Origin of the sequence: Cellulomonas sp. WB94 (assembly GCF_003115775.1) — a bacterium.
Classification (GTDB): Bacteria; Actinomycetota; Actinomycetes; order Actinomycetales; family Cellulomonadaceae; genus Cellulomonas_A.
In genome coordinates, this window is sequence record NZ_QEES01000002.1 from 409801 (window position 1) to 425198 (window position 15398).

12 protein-coding genes and 1 pseudogene are annotated in these 15398 nt (G+C 72.2%); 5 read left to right on the plus strand and 8 right to left on the minus strand.

Features of this window, described 5'->3' with window-relative positions:
• Window positions 1–101 precede the first annotated feature (101 nt).
• Both DDP54_RS03040 and DDP54_RS03045 read left to right on the plus strand, forming a co-directional pair.
• A complete protein-coding gene (locus tag DDP54_RS03040; protein ID WP_109130503.1) occupies window positions 102–680 on the plus strand; it encodes a DUF1697 domain-containing protein in 579 nt (192 codons plus the stop codon).
• An 81-nt stretch (window positions 681–761) separates the two neighbouring features.
• Window positions 762–1208 (plus strand): HIT family protein, encoded by a 447-nt coding sequence (locus DDP54_RS03045; RefSeq protein WP_109130504.1) that lies wholly within the window; start codon window positions 762–764, stop codon window positions 1206–1208.
• Between the two features lie 19 nt (window positions 1209–1227).
• Here the strand turns inward: DDP54_RS03045 and DDP54_RS03050 are convergent, their stop codons facing one another.
• Window positions 1228–2043, minus strand: coding sequence for an SDR family oxidoreductase (locus DDP54_RS03050; RefSeq protein WP_109130505.1), 816 nt, complete (start codon window positions 2041–2043; stop codon window positions 1228–1230).
• A gap of 53 nt (window positions 2044–2096) precedes the next feature.
• On the opposite strand from DDP54_RS03050, the gene DDP54_RS03055 reads away from it, so the two are divergent.
• Together DDP54_RS03055 and nhaA are read left to right on the plus strand one after the other, a co-directional pair.
• A complete protein-coding gene (locus DDP54_RS03055) occupies window positions 2097–3704 on the plus strand; it encodes a molybdopterin-dependent oxidoreductase (RefSeq protein WP_109130506.1) in 1608 nt (535 codons plus the stop codon).
• Window positions 3705–3810: 106 nt separating this feature from the next.
• Window positions 3811–5184, plus strand: a complete 1374-nt coding sequence (gene nhaA, locus DDP54_RS03060; RefSeq protein ID WP_109132311.1) for a Na+/H+ antiporter NhaA — start codon at window positions 3811–3813, stop codon at window positions 5182–5184.
• A gap of 6 nt (window positions 5185–5190) precedes the next feature.
• Here nhaA and DDP54_RS03065 read toward each other — a convergent pair whose 3' ends face one another.
• Entirely contained in the window at window positions 5191–5688 is a 498-nt protein-coding gene (locus DDP54_RS03065) for a thioredoxin domain-containing protein (protein WP_242448188.1), read from the minus strand.
• A 57-nt stretch (window positions 5689–5745) separates the two neighbouring features.
• Here DDP54_RS03065 and DDP54_RS03070 point away from each other — a divergent pair, with 57 nt between their 5' ends.
• Window positions 5746–6168 (plus strand): molybdenum cofactor biosynthesis protein MoaE, encoded by a 423-nt coding sequence (locus tag DDP54_RS03070; RefSeq protein WP_242448189.1) that lies wholly within the window; start codon window positions 5746–5748, stop codon window positions 6166–6168.
• Between the two features lie 30 nt (window positions 6169–6198).
• Here the strand turns inward: DDP54_RS03070 and narI are convergent, their stop codons facing one another.
• The 6 genes and pseudogenes from narI to DDP54_RS03100 form a co-directional block, all read right to left on the minus strand.
• Entirely contained in the window at window positions 6199–6948 is a 750-nt protein-coding gene (gene narI, locus DDP54_RS03075; protein ID WP_109130508.1) for a respiratory nitrate reductase subunit gamma, read from the minus strand.
• Window positions 6945–7625 carry a nitrate reductase molybdenum cofactor assembly chaperone gene (gene narJ / locus DDP54_RS03080; protein WP_109130509.1) on the minus strand — a complete coding sequence of 227 codons (681 nt, stop codon included), beginning with the start codon at window positions 7623–7625 and terminating at the stop codon, window positions 6945–6947. Before narJ ends, narI begins: the two co-directional genes overlap by 4 nt.
• Window positions 7625–9295 carry a nitrate reductase subunit beta gene (gene narH, locus DDP54_RS03085; protein WP_109130510.1) on the minus strand — a complete coding sequence of 557 codons (1671 nt, stop codon included), beginning with the start codon at window positions 9293–9295 and terminating at the stop codon, window positions 7625–7627. The genes narJ and narH overlap by 1 nt, the downstream gene beginning before the upstream one ends.
• A pseudogene (locus DDP54_RS03090) lies at window positions 9295–13064 on the minus strand (nitrate reductase subunit alpha). Before DDP54_RS03090 ends, narH begins: the two are co-directional and overlap by 1 nt.
• A 67-nt stretch (window positions 13065–13131) precedes the next feature.
• Window positions 13132–14442, minus strand: a complete 1311-nt coding sequence (locus tag DDP54_RS03095; protein WP_109130511.1) for an MFS transporter — start codon at window positions 14440–14442, stop codon at window positions 13132–13134.
• Between the two features lie 139 nt (window positions 14443–14581).
• Entirely contained in the window at window positions 14582–15385 is an 804-nt protein-coding gene (locus DDP54_RS03100; protein ID WP_109130512.1) for a helix-turn-helix domain-containing protein, read from the minus strand.
• Window positions 15386–15398: the final 13 nt, after the last annotated feature.

Consider the following 15398-nt stretch of genomic DNA (forward strand, 5'->3'; position numbering starts at 1 on the left):
GCCGCCCCGTTTCCCCTCGGGAACGGTCTGCGCACACCGAGGGATCGCCGGGTGTGAGTCCCGGGGTGCCGGTCGTCGGACCCACCCGCCATGCTGAGGCCATGACATCGGCCGTCGCCCTGCTGCGGGGCATCAACGTGGGCGGGAACCACAAGGTCCCCATGGCCGAGCTCCGGGCGACCGTCGAGGCCGCCGGCCACACCCGCGTGGCGACGCTGCTGAACAGCGGCAACGTGGTGCTCACGCTGCGGGACGGCGGCGGCGGGCCGGGCACCACGAGCCGGGCCACCGACGTCCACGTGAGCCTGGCCGCCGAGGTCGCGGACGGCCTGCGCGAGCGGCTCGGTCTCGACGTCGACGTCGTCGTGCGCACGCGGGCCGAGATCGACGCGGTGATCGACGCGAACCCGTTCCCCGCGGCCGCGCGCGACGACCCGGCGCACCTCATCGTCATGTTCCACGCGACCCCGGTGAGCGTCGACCCGGGGTCCGACGTGGCCGCGCACGGCCGCGAGCAGATCGCCTGGGCGGGTGCCGACGCCTACGTGCACTACCCGGACGGCATCGGGCGCTCCACGCTCACACCGGCCGTGCTCACCCGGGCCGCGGGCCAGGCCGGGACCGGCCGGAACTGGCGCACGGTCCTCGCGCTGCGCGACCTGCTCCACGACCGCGACTGACGGCCTCGACCGCGGCCGTCAGCCCGACCGCGGCCGCCTGCCGGCCCCCACGACGGGCGCCGGCCCCGCTACGTTGGCGTCATGACGACGCTCTTCACGAAGATCATCGACGGCGCGATCCCCGGCCGGTTCGTGTGGGCCGACGACCTGGTCGTCGCGTTCCTGACGATCGAGCCGATCACCGACGGCCACACCCTCGTCGTCCCGCGGGCGGAGATCGAGCAGCTGACCGACGCCCCCGACGACCTCCTCGCGCACCTCATCTCGGTCACCAAGACGATCGGGCTCGCGCAGCGGGCCGCATGGGACGCCCCCCGGGCGGCCGTCCTCGTCGCGGGCTTCGAGATCCCCCATCTGCACGTGCACGTCCTGCCGGCCTGGGACGAGGCGAGCCTGACGTTCGCGAACGCTCGGCATGGTGTGCCGGGGCCCGAGCTCGACGCCGCCAGTGAGCGCCTGCGGGCTGCGCTGCGAACGGCCGGTCACGCTGCGCAGGTCCCGGCCGCGCTGGGCTCGCCCGCGCTCTGACGCACCCCGGACCGGTCGATCAGGCGGCGGGGTCGTCCGGTCCGTCGGTCACCAGACGCAGGACCCGGGCGTCCGCCGCGACGATCCGGTCGGCCGCGGCCAGGAGCGAGTCCGGGGTGTCCGCTCCCGCCCGCATGAACCGGCCCGACAGTGCATCGAGGCGTCCCTCACCGACCGCGACGACCAGGTCGGCGACTGCCTCGACCGGGGTCCACTGGGTCCGACCTTCGTGCATCACCATCCCGGCGGTCATGTCGGTCGCGACCACCCCGGGGGCCACGTCGAACACCCGCAGCCCGGCCGCGCGGTACTGGTGGTCGAGGAGCCGCGTGAACCGCGAGAGCGCACCCTTGCTGATCCCGTAGCCCGTGCTGGTGCCCGTGGCGCGGTGCGCCGACCCGGAGCTGAGGTTGACGACCCGCCCCCCGCCGCGCGCGAGCATGCCGGGCAGCACCGCGTGCGTGACGAGCATCGGGCCCCGCACGTTGGTCTCGATGACCCGCCAGGCGTCGGCGACGTCGTCCGCCGCGAACGGCAGCTCCGCGCGCTCGACGACTCCCGCGTTGTTGACGAGCAGGCCCAGGCCGCCGAGCTCACGCTCGATCGAGGCGACCGCCGCTGCGACAGCCTCCGGGTCGACGAGGTCGCCGTCCGCGACCGCGACGCGGATCGACGGGTTGGCCGCACGGCAGTCGGCCGCGGCCGCGTCGAGGTGCGCGCGGGTCCGCCCCACGAGTCCGACGGACCATCCGGCGCTGGCCAGGCCGAGCGCGATGCCCCGGCCGATGCCGCGGCCCGCGCCGGTGACCAGAGCTGTACGAGGAAGGGTGCTCATGCCCCCACGCTACCGACGCGACGCGACGGACCGGCCGACCGCATACTCGAGGGGTGCGACGTCCAGGATCTGCCGCAGGCGCACGGCTCACCGGGACCGCGACGACGGCCGGCATCGCCGGGGTCGCCGCGGGGGCGCTGACGCTCGGAGTGGCCGCGCTCGTCGCCGCCGTGGTGTCGCCAGCGTCGGACCCGCTCGTCGCCCTCGGCGGGACATTCATCGACGCCACGCCCGCCTGGCTCAAGAACGCCGCGGTCAGGGCGTTCGGCACGTCTGACAAGCTCGCGCTCACCGTCGGGATGCTGATCGTCGTCGCGGCGCTCGCCGCTCTGGCGGGGGTTCTTGCGCGCCGCCGGTGGGAGCTCGGTGCGGCACTCGTCGTCGCGCTCGGGGTCGTCGCCGCGATCGCCGCGGCGACGCGCCCAGGCGCCGGGTCGCTCGCACCGGCGCCGAGCCTGCTCGGCGCGGTCGTCGGGCTCCTCGCGCTGCACGCGCTGATCCGCCGGCTCCCCGCGCCTCGGCGCGCGCCCACCGCTGCACCGTCGGACGTCAACGCCGACGAGCCTCTCCCCCGCTACGCCGACCGGCGCGCGTTCCTGCGCACGACCGGGCTCGTGGCGCTCGGCGGCGTGCTCGCCGCAGTCGGCGGACGGGCCCTGGGCGCGGGACACCGCACCGTCGTCGCAGCCCGCGCCGCCCTGCGCCTGCCTGTCGCCGCACGTCAGGTGTCCCTGCCCGCCGCCGTGGGAGCGGCGCTCGACGGCGCACCCGTCGCGGGCCTCGATCCGTGGGTCACCCCGAGCACCGACTTCTACCGGATCGACACCGCGCTGACGTTCCCGGACATCGACCCCGACACGTGGTCGCTGCGCGTGCACGGGCTCGTCGAGCACGAGGTCACCCTGACGTTCGCCGAGCTGCTCGCAGCCGACCTCGTCGAGTCGTGGGTCACGCTCGCGTGCGTCTCGAACGAGGTCGGCGGGAACCTCGTCGGGAACGCGAAGTGGTTGGGCCTGCCCGTCCGGGAGGTGCTCGCCCGCGCCGTGCCGCACCCGGACGCCGACATGGTCCTGTCGAGGAGCGCCGACGGGTTCACGGCCTCAACGCCGATCGAGGTGTTGACCGACTCCCGCGACGCCCTCCTCGCCGTCGGCATGAACGGCGCCCCGCTGCCGGTCCAGCACGGCTTCCCGGTGCGCATGGTCGTCCCCGGGCTGTACGGGTACGTCTCGGCGACGAAGTGGGTCGTCGACCTCGAGGTGACCCGGTTCGCGGACGCGACCGCCTACTGGACCGACCGCGGCTGGTCGGACCACGGCCCGGTCAAGACCGAGTCCCGCATCGAGGTGCCCCGCTCGGGCCCCAGCGTCACGGCCGGGCGGGTCGTGGTCGCGGGCACGGCGTGGGCGCAGCACCGAGGGGTCGTCGGCGTGGAGGTGCGGGTGGACGACGGCCTGTGGCAGGCCGCGACCCTGGCGGCGGACGGCGGCATCGACAGCTGGCGCCAGTGGGCCCTCGCGTGGGACGCGACCCCTGGCGACCACACGCTGCAGTGCCGGGCGATCGACCCCGACGGACCCCAGACCGACGAGGTCGCCGACGTGATCCCCGATGGTGCCACGGGCCTGCACACCGTCCCCGTGCACGTGAAGCCGGCCTGACCCCGCCGGTGCCTCGCGCGCCCGTCGGCGCCCGGCTGGTTGCACACGGGGGCTCCGACCTGCGACGTTGGGGTTCCGCAGCTCCCCACGACCGGAGGCATGGATGGTGACGACCCCGGTACCCGGTCCGCCGCTGCGCGTCCGCCTACCGGCGGTCAACCCCGCGGTGCTGCGGTTCCTCGCGAACGAGGCCGGGAGCGCGGTGTTCCTGCTCGCCGGGACGGTCCTCGCGCTCGTGTGGGCCAACTCGCCGTGGGCGGACACCTACACCTCCCTGTGGTCGACGACGGCCGGGTTCCACGTGGGCTCGATCGGCCTCGACCTCGACCTGCACCACTGGGTCAACGACGCAGCGATGGCCGTCTTCTTCCTCGTCGTCGGGCTCGAGATCAACCGCGAGGTCACCAGCGGGGAGCTGCGGTCCCGGCGCACCGTCGCCGTCCCCGCGCTCGGCGCGCTCGGCGGACTGCTCGTCCCGGCACTGATCTACCTCGCCTTCAACGCCGGTACCGACGCGGCCCACGGGTGGGGCATCGTGATGTCGACCGACACCGCGTTCCTCGTCGGGATCCTCGCGCTGTTCGGCCCCGCATGCCCCGACCGCCTCCGCCTGTTCCTTCTGACGCTCGCGATCGTCGACGACATCGGTGCGATCACCGTGATGGCGGTCTTCTACACGAAGCACGTCGACCTGGTGGCGCTCGCCCTGGCCGGGCTCGTCGTCGTCGCGATCCTGGCGATGCGGTGGCTGGGCGTCTGGCAGCTCGCGCCCTACGTGCTCGCGGCCGTCGCGCTGTGGCTCGCGGTCCAGTCGTCCGGCGTGCACCCGACGCTCGCGGGCGTGCTCATCGGGCTGCTCCTCCCGTCGCGGCGGTCCCGACGCGAGGAGGTCGAGGACGTCGTCCGGTTCGCGAAGCGGCTCGCGCACGACACGTCGGCGGAGCGCGAGCACCTGACCGAGCTCGCCGCGCGGGCCGCCGTGCCGCCGAGCGACCGTCTGCAGCGCGTGCTGCACCCGTGGAGCGCCTACGTCGTCGTCCCCGTGTTCGGGCTCGCGAACGCCGGGGTGCGGCTCGACCCGGAGACGCTGCGGTCGGCCGCGTCCTCGTCGGTGACGATCGGCGTCGCCGTCGCACTGGTGGCCGGCAACACGATCGGGATCTTCGGCGCGTCGACCCTGGCCATCCGTGTCGGGCTCGGTGTCCTGCCCGGTCGGGTGCGGTACGGGCACCTGCTCGGCGGCGCCGTGCTGGCCGGGATCGGGTTCACGATCTCACTGTTCATCGCGGACCTCGCCTTCACCGACGCCGCCCTGGTCGAGCAGGCCAAGATCGGCGTGCTCGCCGGGTCGCTCGTCGCCGCGGTGCTCGGCTCGGTGCTGCTGCGGATCCTCGGCGAACGCCTGCCGCTGTGCTCGCCCGAGTCCGACGGGCCGCCACCGTCCCTGCCGCCGCGGCCGTGGGTGGCGCCCGCGACGTGAGCCCGGTCAGCCGGCGGTCGTCGCAGCGACGAGCGCGTCGAGCTCGGCCGGTCCGCGGTACCGGACCCCGTCGATGAACAGCGTCGGGGTACCGCGGACGTCGTGGGCCAGACCCTCGGTGTAGTCGGCCTCCACGACGTCGGCGAACACCTGCGCGCCCTCGCCGGCCACCTGGGCCGGGTCGAGGCCGAGCGTGACCGCGTAGTCGCGGAGGTCGGCGTCGGCCAGGTGGTCCTGGTGGGCGAAGAGCAGGTCGTGCATCTCCCAGAACAGGCCGTGGGTCCCGGCGGCCTCGGCCGCGAGCGCGGCGGTCAGCGCGTGGGGGTGGACCTCGAACAGCGGGAAGTGCTTCCAGACGAGACGCACGCGCCCGTCGGAACGCTCGACCAGCGCGCGCAGGAGGGGGGCCGCCGCCCGGCAGTACGGGCACTCGAGGTCGCCGTGCTCGACCACCGTGACCGGCGCGTCGAGCCGTCCGAGCACATGCCTCGCGTCGTCAGCCATGGCGCTCATCATGGCAGCGGTTCCGCGTCGTCGGTCCCCTCGTCGTAGCCTGGCGTGGTGACGACCATCCTTGCCCGCATCGCTGACACCGACCTCGACGTCTCAGCCCACCTCGCAGCCGTCGGGGACCGGCGCGCGGGCGCCGTGGCGACCTTCGTCGGGCAGGTCCGGGACCACGACCCCGACGCCGACGGCCAGGTCACGGCGCTCGAGTACTCCGCCCACCCGGACGCAGAGCTGGTGCTGCGCCGGATCTGCACCGAGCTGGCGGCGGACCCCGAGGTGCTCGGCATCGCGGTGTCCCATCGGACGGGTGCGCTCGCTGTCGGCGACCTCGCGATCGTCGCGTGCGTCGCGACGGCGCACCGGGCGCTCGGGTTCGACGTGTGCCGTGAGCTCGTCGAACGGGTCAAGACCGAGGTGCCGATCTGGAAGCGGCAGAAGCTCGCGGACGGCACTCACACGTGGGTCGGTCTCTGACCGCGGCCCGGGCCTGACCGGTCGGGCGCGTCAGCGCACCCGTGTGCCCGGACGTTCCACGCGCTCCCAGCCGCGGCGCGTCGAGCGCGTCCCGAGCCGCTCGTCCCGCGACCGGTAGACCACGTACGGCCGTGTGAGGTAGCCGAGCGGCGCCGAGAACACGTGCACCAGCCGCGTGAACGGCCACAGCGCGAACATCAGGTTCGCCGAGACCACGTGCACCTGGAACGCGAGCGGGACGCCCGACATCAGCGACGCGTCCGGGCGCAGCGTGAGGATCGAGCGCAGCCACGGTGAGACGGAGCCCCGGTAGTCGTAGCCCGCGCCGAGGATCTGGTGCTGGAGCACGGCCAGTGCCCCGAAGCCGAGCGTGGCCGCGAGGACCACGTACATGGTCTTGTCCATGCGCGTCGTCGCGTTGAAGACGGGCGCGACGGTCCGACGGCGGTAGATGAGGATCACGAGCCCGGCGACCGTCAGCGCCGCGGCGAACGACCCGAGCACCGTGGCGCCCAGGTGGTACACGTGCTCGTGGATGCCGATCGCGTCGAGCCACGTGGCCGGCACGAGGAGCCCGACGGCGTGCCCGCCGGCGACCATGAGGATGCCGACGTGGAACATCGGCGACCCGGCCCGCAGCAGCCGGTTCTCGTACAGCTGGGACGACCGCGTCGTCCAGCCGAACTGGTCGTAGCGGTAGCGCCACACGTGCCCGACGACGAACACCGCGATGGCGGCGTACGGCAGCGCAACCCACAGCACCGCGTCCAGTGCGCTCATCGACGGACCTCCACGTCCTGCGCGCCACCCGGCGCGAACGGTTCGAGCGGACCCATCGCCGACAGGCCGACCATCTCGGTCGGCGGTCCGGCGCTGATGAGCTCGAGGTAGCGGCGCTCGGTCTCGGCGTCCACGGGGGGCAGCGTCAGGCAGACCGCCTCGATGATGTCGGCGTACGGGCTGCCGACCCCGGCGACGGCCGACCGCAGCACCTCGAGGCCCTGCCGGTGCGTCGCGAGCAGGCCGCCCGCGATCGTCGCGTCGCCCCGCGCGGAGAACTCGAGCACGACGGGCAGGTAGTCGGGCAGCTCGCCGTCCTCGACGACCCAGCCCGCGGCGCGGTACGCCTCGACGAACGCGACGAGCGACATGCCCCGGCGGCGGGTGTCCCCCGCACCGAAGTACGTGAGGTAGAGCGCGCACTTGCGCTTGAGGTCGAACGTCGCGACGTAGTGCGCCGGGAGGTCCGGGTGCACGGCGGCCGCGTCGAGGAAGCGCTCGAAGCGCATCCGGACCGCGCCGGGCAGCGCACCGACCGCAGCGCGGACGTCGTCGTACCGCGCAAGGACGTCGGCCGAGGGGTAGTCGAGCAGGATCGACGCGGCCATGTGCGCGACCGCGCGGCCGTGGGCGTCCAGCCGGACGGGGACGACGGGGGCGAGGACCGGGGTCTTCATCAGACCTCACCGCCCTGGTTGCCCGTAGACGGCGGGAACAGCCCGTTGGGCGTGCCGTTGCCGTCCCAGTTGAGCAGGTTGACGCGACCCGAACCGCCGGTCGGGGTCGACGGGCCGTCGCTCGTCTGGCGGTCCTTGAGCGCGTGGAACGTCTCGACCGCGACGGGCACGGGCGAGCCGCTCGACGAGCCGAACGGGCCCGCGCCACCCATGCCGGGACCGCCCTCGAAGTCGAGCGAGCAGCTCGCGCCGAGCTCCTCGAGCTTGGCCGCGGTCTCGGCGTGCGCGGACGGGATGACGTAGCGGTCCTCGTACTTCGCGATCGCGAGCAGCCGGTACATCTCCTCGACCTCGACGCCCGTCATGCCGACGGCCGTGGCGATCCGCTCGTCGCGCTCGTTGTCGAGGTTGATGCCGCGCATGTACGAGCGCATGGCCGCGAGACGTCGCAGCGTGGCGGCCACCGGGGCGACGTCGCCCGCGGAGAACAGCCCGGCGAGGTACTCGAGCGGGATCCGCAGCTTGTCGATCGCCGCGAACAGCGTCCGCGCGTCTTCCCCGTCGCTGCCCGTGCTCGTGATGATGTCGACGACCGGCGACAGCGGCGGGATGTACCAGACCATCGGCATCGTGCGGTACTCGGGGTGCAGCGGGAGGGCCACCCGGTACTTCTGGATGAGCGCCCAGATCGGGCTGCGCTGCGCGGCGTCGATCCAGTCGCGCGGGATGTCTGCGGCCTCGGCGGCCGCGACGACCGCCGGGTCCATGGGGTCGAGGAACACCGAGCGCTGCGACTCGAGGAGGTCCTTGTCATCCTCGACGCTCGCAGCCTCGAGGACCTTGTCGGCGTCGTACAGGATCAGGCCGATGTACCGCAGCCGCCCGACGCACGTCTCCGCGCACACCGTCGGCAGCCCGACCTCGAGGCGCGGGTAGCAGAACGTGCACTTCTCGGCCTTGCCGGTCTTGTGGTTGAAGTAGACCTTCTTGTACGGGCACCCCGACACGCACATGCGCCATCCGCGGCACGCGTCCTGGTCGACGAGCACGATGCCGTCCTCGACGCGCTTGTACATCGCACCGGACGGGCACGACGCGACGCACGACGGGTTGAGGCAGTGCTCGCAGATGCGCGGCAGGTAGAACATGAAGGTCTCGTCGAACTCCATCTTCACGTGCTCGCTCATCGTGGCGAGGATGGGGTCGTCCGCGGCGGTCTCCTGCGACCCGCCGAGGTCGTCGTCCCAGTTGGCCGACCAGCCGATCTTCATGTTCTTGCCGGTCAGCAGCGACTTCGGACGCGCGACCGGGGTGTGCTCGCCCTGCGGCGCGGACAGCAGCACGTCGTAGTCGTACGTCCACGGCTCGTAGTAGTCCTGCAGCGAGGGCAGGTTCGGGTTGGAGAAGATCCGCGCGAGCTTGGCGAACCGTCCGCCGGCCCGCAGTCGCAGGCGTCCGCGCTTGGTGCGCGTCCAGCCGCCCTCCCACCGGTCCTGGTCCTCGTACGAGCGCGGGTAGCCGAGCCCCGGGCGCGTCTCGACGTTGTTGAACCACACGTACTCGACGCCGGTGCGGTTCGTCCACGCCTGCTTGCACGTGACCGAGCAGGTGTGGCACCCGATGCACTTGTCGAGGTTCATGACCATCGCCATCTGAGCCATCACACGCATCAGTACTCGACCTCCTGGCTGCGGCGACGGATCGTCGTCACCTCGTCACGCTGGTTGCCCGTCGGGCCGAGGTAGTTGAACGCGAAAGACAGCTGCGCGTAGCCACCGATGAGGTGGCTCGGCTTGAGCAGCACGCGCGTCAACGAGTTGTGGATGCCGCCACGCAGGCCCGAGGTCTCGGAGCGGGGTACATCCACCGTGCGGTCCTTCGCGTGGTACATGTACACCGTTCCCTCGGGCATGCGGTGGGAGACGATCGCCCGCGCGACGACGACGCCGTTGCGGTTGTACGCCTCGACCCACTCGTTGTCCTTGACGCCGATCCGGTCGGCGTCGAGCGGCGACATCCAGATCGTCGGGCCGCCACGGGACAGCGAGAGCATGAAGAGGTTGTCCTGGTACTCGGAGTGGATCGACCACTTCGAGTGCGGGGTCAGGTAGCGCACCGTGACCTCGGCCATGCCTGCCGACCCGGGCGCGCCGCTCGGGTCGGTCGTCCCGAGGGCCTGGTCGCCGAACAGCCGGTGCATGTCGAGCGGCGGCCGGAACACGGGCAGCTGCTCGCCGAGCTCGACCATCCAGTCGTGGTCGAGGTAGAAGTGCTGGCGGCCGGTGAGCGTGTGCCAGGGCTTGAGCCGCTCGACGTTGATCGCGAACGCGGTATACCGGCGTCCGCCGTGCTCGGACCCCGACCACTCGGGGCTCGTGATGACGGCCACCGGACGCGACTGCACGTCGGGGAACGTCACGCGCTTGCCCTCGTGGTCCCGCGAGAGGTCCGCGAGCCGCATGCCGCTCTGGTGCTCGACGCGCTCGAACCCCTGCGTCGCGAGCCGACCGTTCGTCGTGCCCGACAGCGCGAGGATCATCTCGCAGACCTGCACGTCCCGGGTGAGCAGTGGCCGGCCCGCGGCGACCCCGGTCGCGACCGTGCCGTTGACCCGGCCGAGCTCGGCGACCTCGACGTCGGGCGTGAACGTGACGCCCTTGGTGACCATGCCCTTGGCGGCGAGCGGGCCGAGGGCACCCCACTTCGCCGCGAGAGCGGGGTAGTCGCGCTCGACGACGACGAGCTTCGCCATCGTCACGCCCGGGATCAGGTCGCCGTCCGGTCCGCCCGGCATCGCGCCGACCGTCCCGTGCGGGTTCGCCATCTCGTCCGTCGTGTCGTGGAGCAGCGGGACCGCGACGAGATCCTTGCGGACCCCGAGGTGCTCGACCGACATCTCGGAGACGAGCCGCGCGAGCGTGCCGAACGTGTCGAAGTCCGTGCGGGTCTGCCACGGGGGGAGATCGCCGGGTTGAACGAGTGCACGAACGGGTGCATGTCGGTGCTCGAGAGGTCGTGCTTCTCGTACCAGGTCGCGGCCGGGAGGACGACGTCGGAGAACAGCGTCGTCGACGTCATCCGGAAGTCCGACGTCACGAGGAGGTCGAGCTTGCCCTCGGGCGCCTCGTCGTGCCACGTCATCGACACGGGCCGGCGGCCCGGACCGGCCGGCTCGGCGCGCACGGCCGAGTCGGTGCCGAGCAGGTGCTTGAGGAAGTACTCGTTGCCCTTGCCCGACGAGCCGAGGATGTTGGCCCGCCAGACCGACAGGACGCGCGGGAAGTTCTCGGGCGCGTCCGGGTCCTCGACCGCGTAGTGCAGGCGGCCGGCCCGCAGCTCGTCGACGACGTACGCGGCCGGGTCCATGCCCGCGGCCTCGGCGTCGTCCACGAGCGTGAGCGGGTTGCGGTCGAACGTCGGGTAGCTGGGCATCCAGCCGCGCTTGGTGGACTCCACGAGGCAGTCGGCGGTCGTGCGTCCCGCGAAGGCGCCCGTGGCGAGCGGGCTCGCGAGCGCGTCGGCGGGCAGCCCGTCGTAGCGCCACTGGTCCGTCGCGAGGTACCAGAACGCGGTGCCGATCATCTGGCGCGGCGGACGCACCCAGTCCAGGCCGAACGCGTACTGCGTGAACCCCGTGAGCGGCCGCACCTTCTCCTGGCCGACGTAGTGCGCCCAGCCGCCGCCGTTGACGCCCTGGCAGCCCGTCATGGCCGTGAGCGCGAGGAACGCCCGGTAGATCGTGTCGGAGTGGAACCAGTGGTTGGTACCGGCGCCCATGACGATCATCGACCGACCGCCCGAGCGCTCCGCGTTGTCGGCGAACTCGCGTCCGATCCGCTCGGCAGCGGCCGCGGGGACGCCCGTGAGCTCCTCCTGCCACGCCGGCGTGCCGGGGCTCGACGCGTCGTCGTACCCCGTCGGCCACGTGCCGGGCAGGCCCTCGCGGCCGACGCCGTACTGCGCGAGCAGCAGGTCGAACACCGTCGTCACCAGCCGGTCGCCGAGGCGCTGCACGGGAACGCCGCGGCGTACGACCCCCGCGCCGCCCTCGTGCTCGTGGCCGGCCTTCGGGGCGACGTCGAAGCGCGGGAGGTCGACCACGACGCTCGCGCCGTCGTACGTCGGCGACTCCGCGATCGACATGAGCGGCACGACGTCGCCCAGGTCGAGGTTCCAGCGGCCCGCGTTCTGCTCGCCGAACCGGTGCCCGAGCGACCCGTTCGGGACGACCGGTGTGCCGTCCGCGTCGAGCAGGACGGTCTTGAACGCGTCCTCGGTCCGCGCCCCGCCTTCAGGCACGAGCCCGTCGACCTGGTCGGCCGTCACGAACTTGCCGGGCACGTAGCCGTCGCCGCGCGGCGTGAGCTCGATGAGGTACGGCGCGTCCGTGTAGCGCTGCATGTACGCCTGGAACGGCTCGCTGCGTCGCTCGACGAAGAACTCGCGCAGCACCACGTGGCCCATCGACAGCGCGAGCGCACCGTCGGTGCCGGGCTGCGCCGCGAGCCACTCGTCGGCGAACTTCGTCGAGTCCGCGTAGTCGGGCGAGACGACGACGACCTTCTGCCCGCGGTAGCGCGCCTCGGTCATGAAGTGCGCGTCGGGCGTCCGCGTCACGGGGATGTTCGAGCCCCACATGATGAGGTAGCCGGCGTTCCACCAGTCCGCGGACTCGGGAACGTCGGTCTGGTCGCCGAACACCTGCGGGGACGCCACGGGGAGGTCGGCGTACCAGTCGTAGAACGACAGCATCGTGCCGCCGAGCATCGTCACGAAGCGGGCGCCCGCGCCGTGCGACACCATCGACATCGCGGGGATCGGCGAGAACCCGGCGACCCGGTCGGGCCCGTAGGTCTTGATCGTGTGGACGTGTGCGGCCGCCACGATCTCGGCGGCCTCCTCCCACGTCGCACGGACGAGACCGCCCTTGCCGCGCGCCTTCTTGTACGCGCGGGCCGTGACGGGGTCGCCCGTGACCTGCGCCCAGGCGAGGACCGGGTCACCCGTGCGGGCCTTCGCCTCGCGGTAGGCGCGCAGGAGCGTGCCGCGCACGTACGGGTACCTGATCCGCGTCGGCGAGTACGTGTACCAGCTGAACGCCGCACCGCGCGGGCAGCCCCGCGGCTCGTACTCCGGGGAGTCCGGACCCACCGACGGGTAGTCGGTCTGCTGGGTCTCCCACGTGATGATGCCGTCCTTGACGTACACCTTCCACGAGCACGAGCCCGTGCAGTTGACCCCGTGCGTCGAACGCACGACCTTGTCGTGGGACCAGCGGTCCCGGTAGAACGCGTCGCCCGCCCGGCCACCCTCGAGGTACAGCGAACGCAGGTCGGCCGAGACCTCGCCCTTGCGCAGGAACCGCCCGACCTTGAGCAGGGCGTCGGCCGCTGCGCCGTCGGTCCCCGGTACCTGGGTCGTGGTGCGGGTCGGGTTCATCGTCGGCTCCTCGTCGTCGAGCGGTCGTCCGGGGTGGGGCTCGCCTCGCGGCGGTGCCGGTGCGCGGTCAGCTCGGCTTCTCCGCTCCGGGACGTACGTAGTAGTGCCAGGTCAGCGCCGTGCAGATCGTGAAGTAGACCGCGCAGCCGATGAAGAAGGACCGCGGTGTGAAGACCGAGAGCGCCATCCCCACGAGGAACGGCCCGAACGCCGCGACCGAGGCGGTCCAGCCGATGACGCCGCCCGCCTGGCGCTTGGGGAAGATCATCGGCATCTGCTTGAACGTGCCGGCGTTGCCGATGCCGGCGAACGTGAAGATCGCGAGCATCCCGACGAGGAAGTACGTGAACTGGCTGGCGTCGGTCGGTGCGAGGAAGAAGAGCGTGAACACCGTGCTCGCCGTCATGCCGATGCCCGCGACGAACGTCCACAGCGCCCCGCCGAACCTGTCGCACAACGGACCGAAGCCGGCTCGCGTCGCGGACCCGAGGAGCGGGCCGAGGAACGCGTACTTCAGCGGGTCGGGGGCGTTCGCGAAGGTGCCGTACTGGTTGACGATGAGGAGGCCGAGCTGCGCGGCGAACCCACTGAACGCGCCGAAGGTCATGAGGTAGATCGAGGTCATGACCCAGGTGTGCTTCAGGCCGAAGATGTCGAGCTGCTCACGGAAGTTCGCCTGGACCGGCACGCGGCGCAGGTAGACCGCGGCGAGCACCATGCCGAGCAGGACCCACGGCACGAGCACGAGGCCCGCGTTGTGCAGCCACATGTGCTGACCGTCACGCGTCTGCTGCGGGGTCAGCGCTGTGACGCCCAGGAGCCCGAAGCCCACGACCCACGGCGTGAGGAACTGGATGAGACTCACGCCGAAGTTGCCGATGCCGGCCTGCAGCCCGAGCGCCGTCCCCGCGAGCCGTTTGGGGAAGAAGTAGCTCGTCGAGGGCATGAACCCGGCGAAGGCCCCTCCCCCGACGCCCGCGGCGATCGCGAGCAGGATGAGCACGGCGTAGGGCGTCGAGCTGTCCCGGACGGCGAACGTCCAGCCGAGCATGGGGATCAGCAGGAGAGTGGCGGAGCCGCCGACGAGCGTGCGCGTCCCGACGATCGGCGGCAGGAACATGTAGATCATCCGCATGAACCCGCCCGCGAGGCCGGGCACCGCGACGAGCCAGTAGAGCTCGGGCTTCGTCAGGTCGTAGCCGATGGTGTTCAGGCGGGGCGCGATGGCACTCACGAGGTACCACGCGCAGAACGCGAGCGTGAGGTTGTAGGTCGTGATCCACAGCGTCCGCCAGGCGAACCGGCTGTCCCAGGTGGCTTCGTTCTCGGGGTCCCACGTCGCGAGGTCCACGCGCGACGTTCCGGACGAGATCGCCATCGATTCCTCCACCGCTCGGGTCGGCCAGCTTCACTCGCCAGGATGGTGGCGACGACGACGACTTTGAAGTGGCAAACGCCGTGTCAAATCGCGACGTGTGTGACCTGCGCCACTCCGAGTCCCCGGCTTGACCCTAGCGTCAGGAACGGGTGAGGTGCAGCACGCAGTGCTGAGGTTCGACGAAGGGCTCGAGCCACTCGGCCGTGAGTGGCCCGCCCTCCTGCGCGAGCACGCCGCGGGCGAGCCCCAGATGGACGCTGCACACGATCTCGGGCCGCTCGTGGGCCAGGTCGAGGAACGGGCAACGACGCAGGTGCACCTCGAGCCGCTCCGCGTCGCCCTCCGGCTCGAAGCCCAGGTCGTCGAAGTGCGCCTCGAGCGCGGCCAGCTGCGCGATCCCGGCGACCAGGTCGAGGGGGGCGGGCATCGTGCAGGCCTCGTGGCTCGCGACCGGACCGTCCGGATCGGGGCAGACCGCGTCGGGGCACGGCGCATCCGGGTCCACGGCGGCGACAAGGGCGACCCGATGCCCCCGGCGCTCGGAGAGCTCCGGGCGGGTCGCGGTGAGGCTCCGGCCCCAGACCGAGCCGGCGTCCTGCGCGGCACCCGTCGCCGACGGCAGTCGACGTCCGTAGCCCGCGACCAGCACGCGCATGAGCTGGTCCCGCGCCCAGCCGTCCGTCGTCGCCGGCGCGATCCGCTCGACGGCGCTGTACAGGATCCGGGGACGCCCGCGCGTCGTGCGCAGCTCGGGCTCGCTCGCGACGAAGCCGGAGTCGATGAGTCGTTCGAGGTGCTCGCGGGCCGTGTTGACGTGCAGGCCCACCGCCGCGGCGAGCTCGTCGACCCCGAGGGGGACATCAGACCGCTGCAGAGCATGCAGCATGGACACGCGCTTGTCCGACGCAAGCGCACGATACGCACTGACACGACGGCTGACCATCAACCGATTATTC

Excerpts from the sequence above, each read along its gene's own strand:
- DDP54_RS03050 (WP_109130505.1), bottom strand. The coding sequence starts at position 2,043 with ATGAGCACCCTTCCTCGTACAGCTCTGGTCACCGGCGCGGGCCGCGGC.
- narI (WP_109130508.1), bottom strand. The coding sequence starts at position 6,948 with ATGAGCGCACTGGACGCGGTGCTGTGGGTTGCGCTGCCGTACGCCGCC.
- DDP54_RS03095 (WP_109130511.1), bottom strand. The coding sequence starts at position 14,442 with ATGGCGATCTCGTCCGGAACGTCGCGCGTGGACCTCGCGACGTGGGAC.
- DDP54_RS03040 (WP_109130503.1), top strand. The coding sequence starts at position 102 with ATGACATCGGCCGTCGCCCTGCTGCGGGGCATCAACGTGGGCGGGAAC.
- DDP54_RS03065 (WP_242448188.1), bottom strand. The coding sequence starts at position 5,688 with ATGGCTGACGACGCGAGGCATGTGCTCGGACGGCTCGACGCGCCGGTC.
- narJ (WP_109130509.1), bottom strand. The coding sequence starts at position 7,625 with ATGAAGACCCCGGTCCTCGCCCCCGTCGTCCCCGTCCGGCTGGACGCC.
- DDP54_RS03045 (WP_109130504.1), top strand. The coding sequence starts at position 762 with ATGACGACGCTCTTCACGAAGATCATCGACGGCGCGATCCCCGGCCGG.
- DDP54_RS03100 (WP_109130512.1), bottom strand. The coding sequence starts at position 15,385 with ATGGTCAGCCGTCGTGTCAGTGCGTATCGTGCGCTTGCGTCGGACAAG.
- narH (WP_109130510.1), bottom strand. The coding sequence starts at position 9,295 with ATGCGTGTGATGGCTCAGATGGCGATGGTCATGAACCTCGACAAGTGC.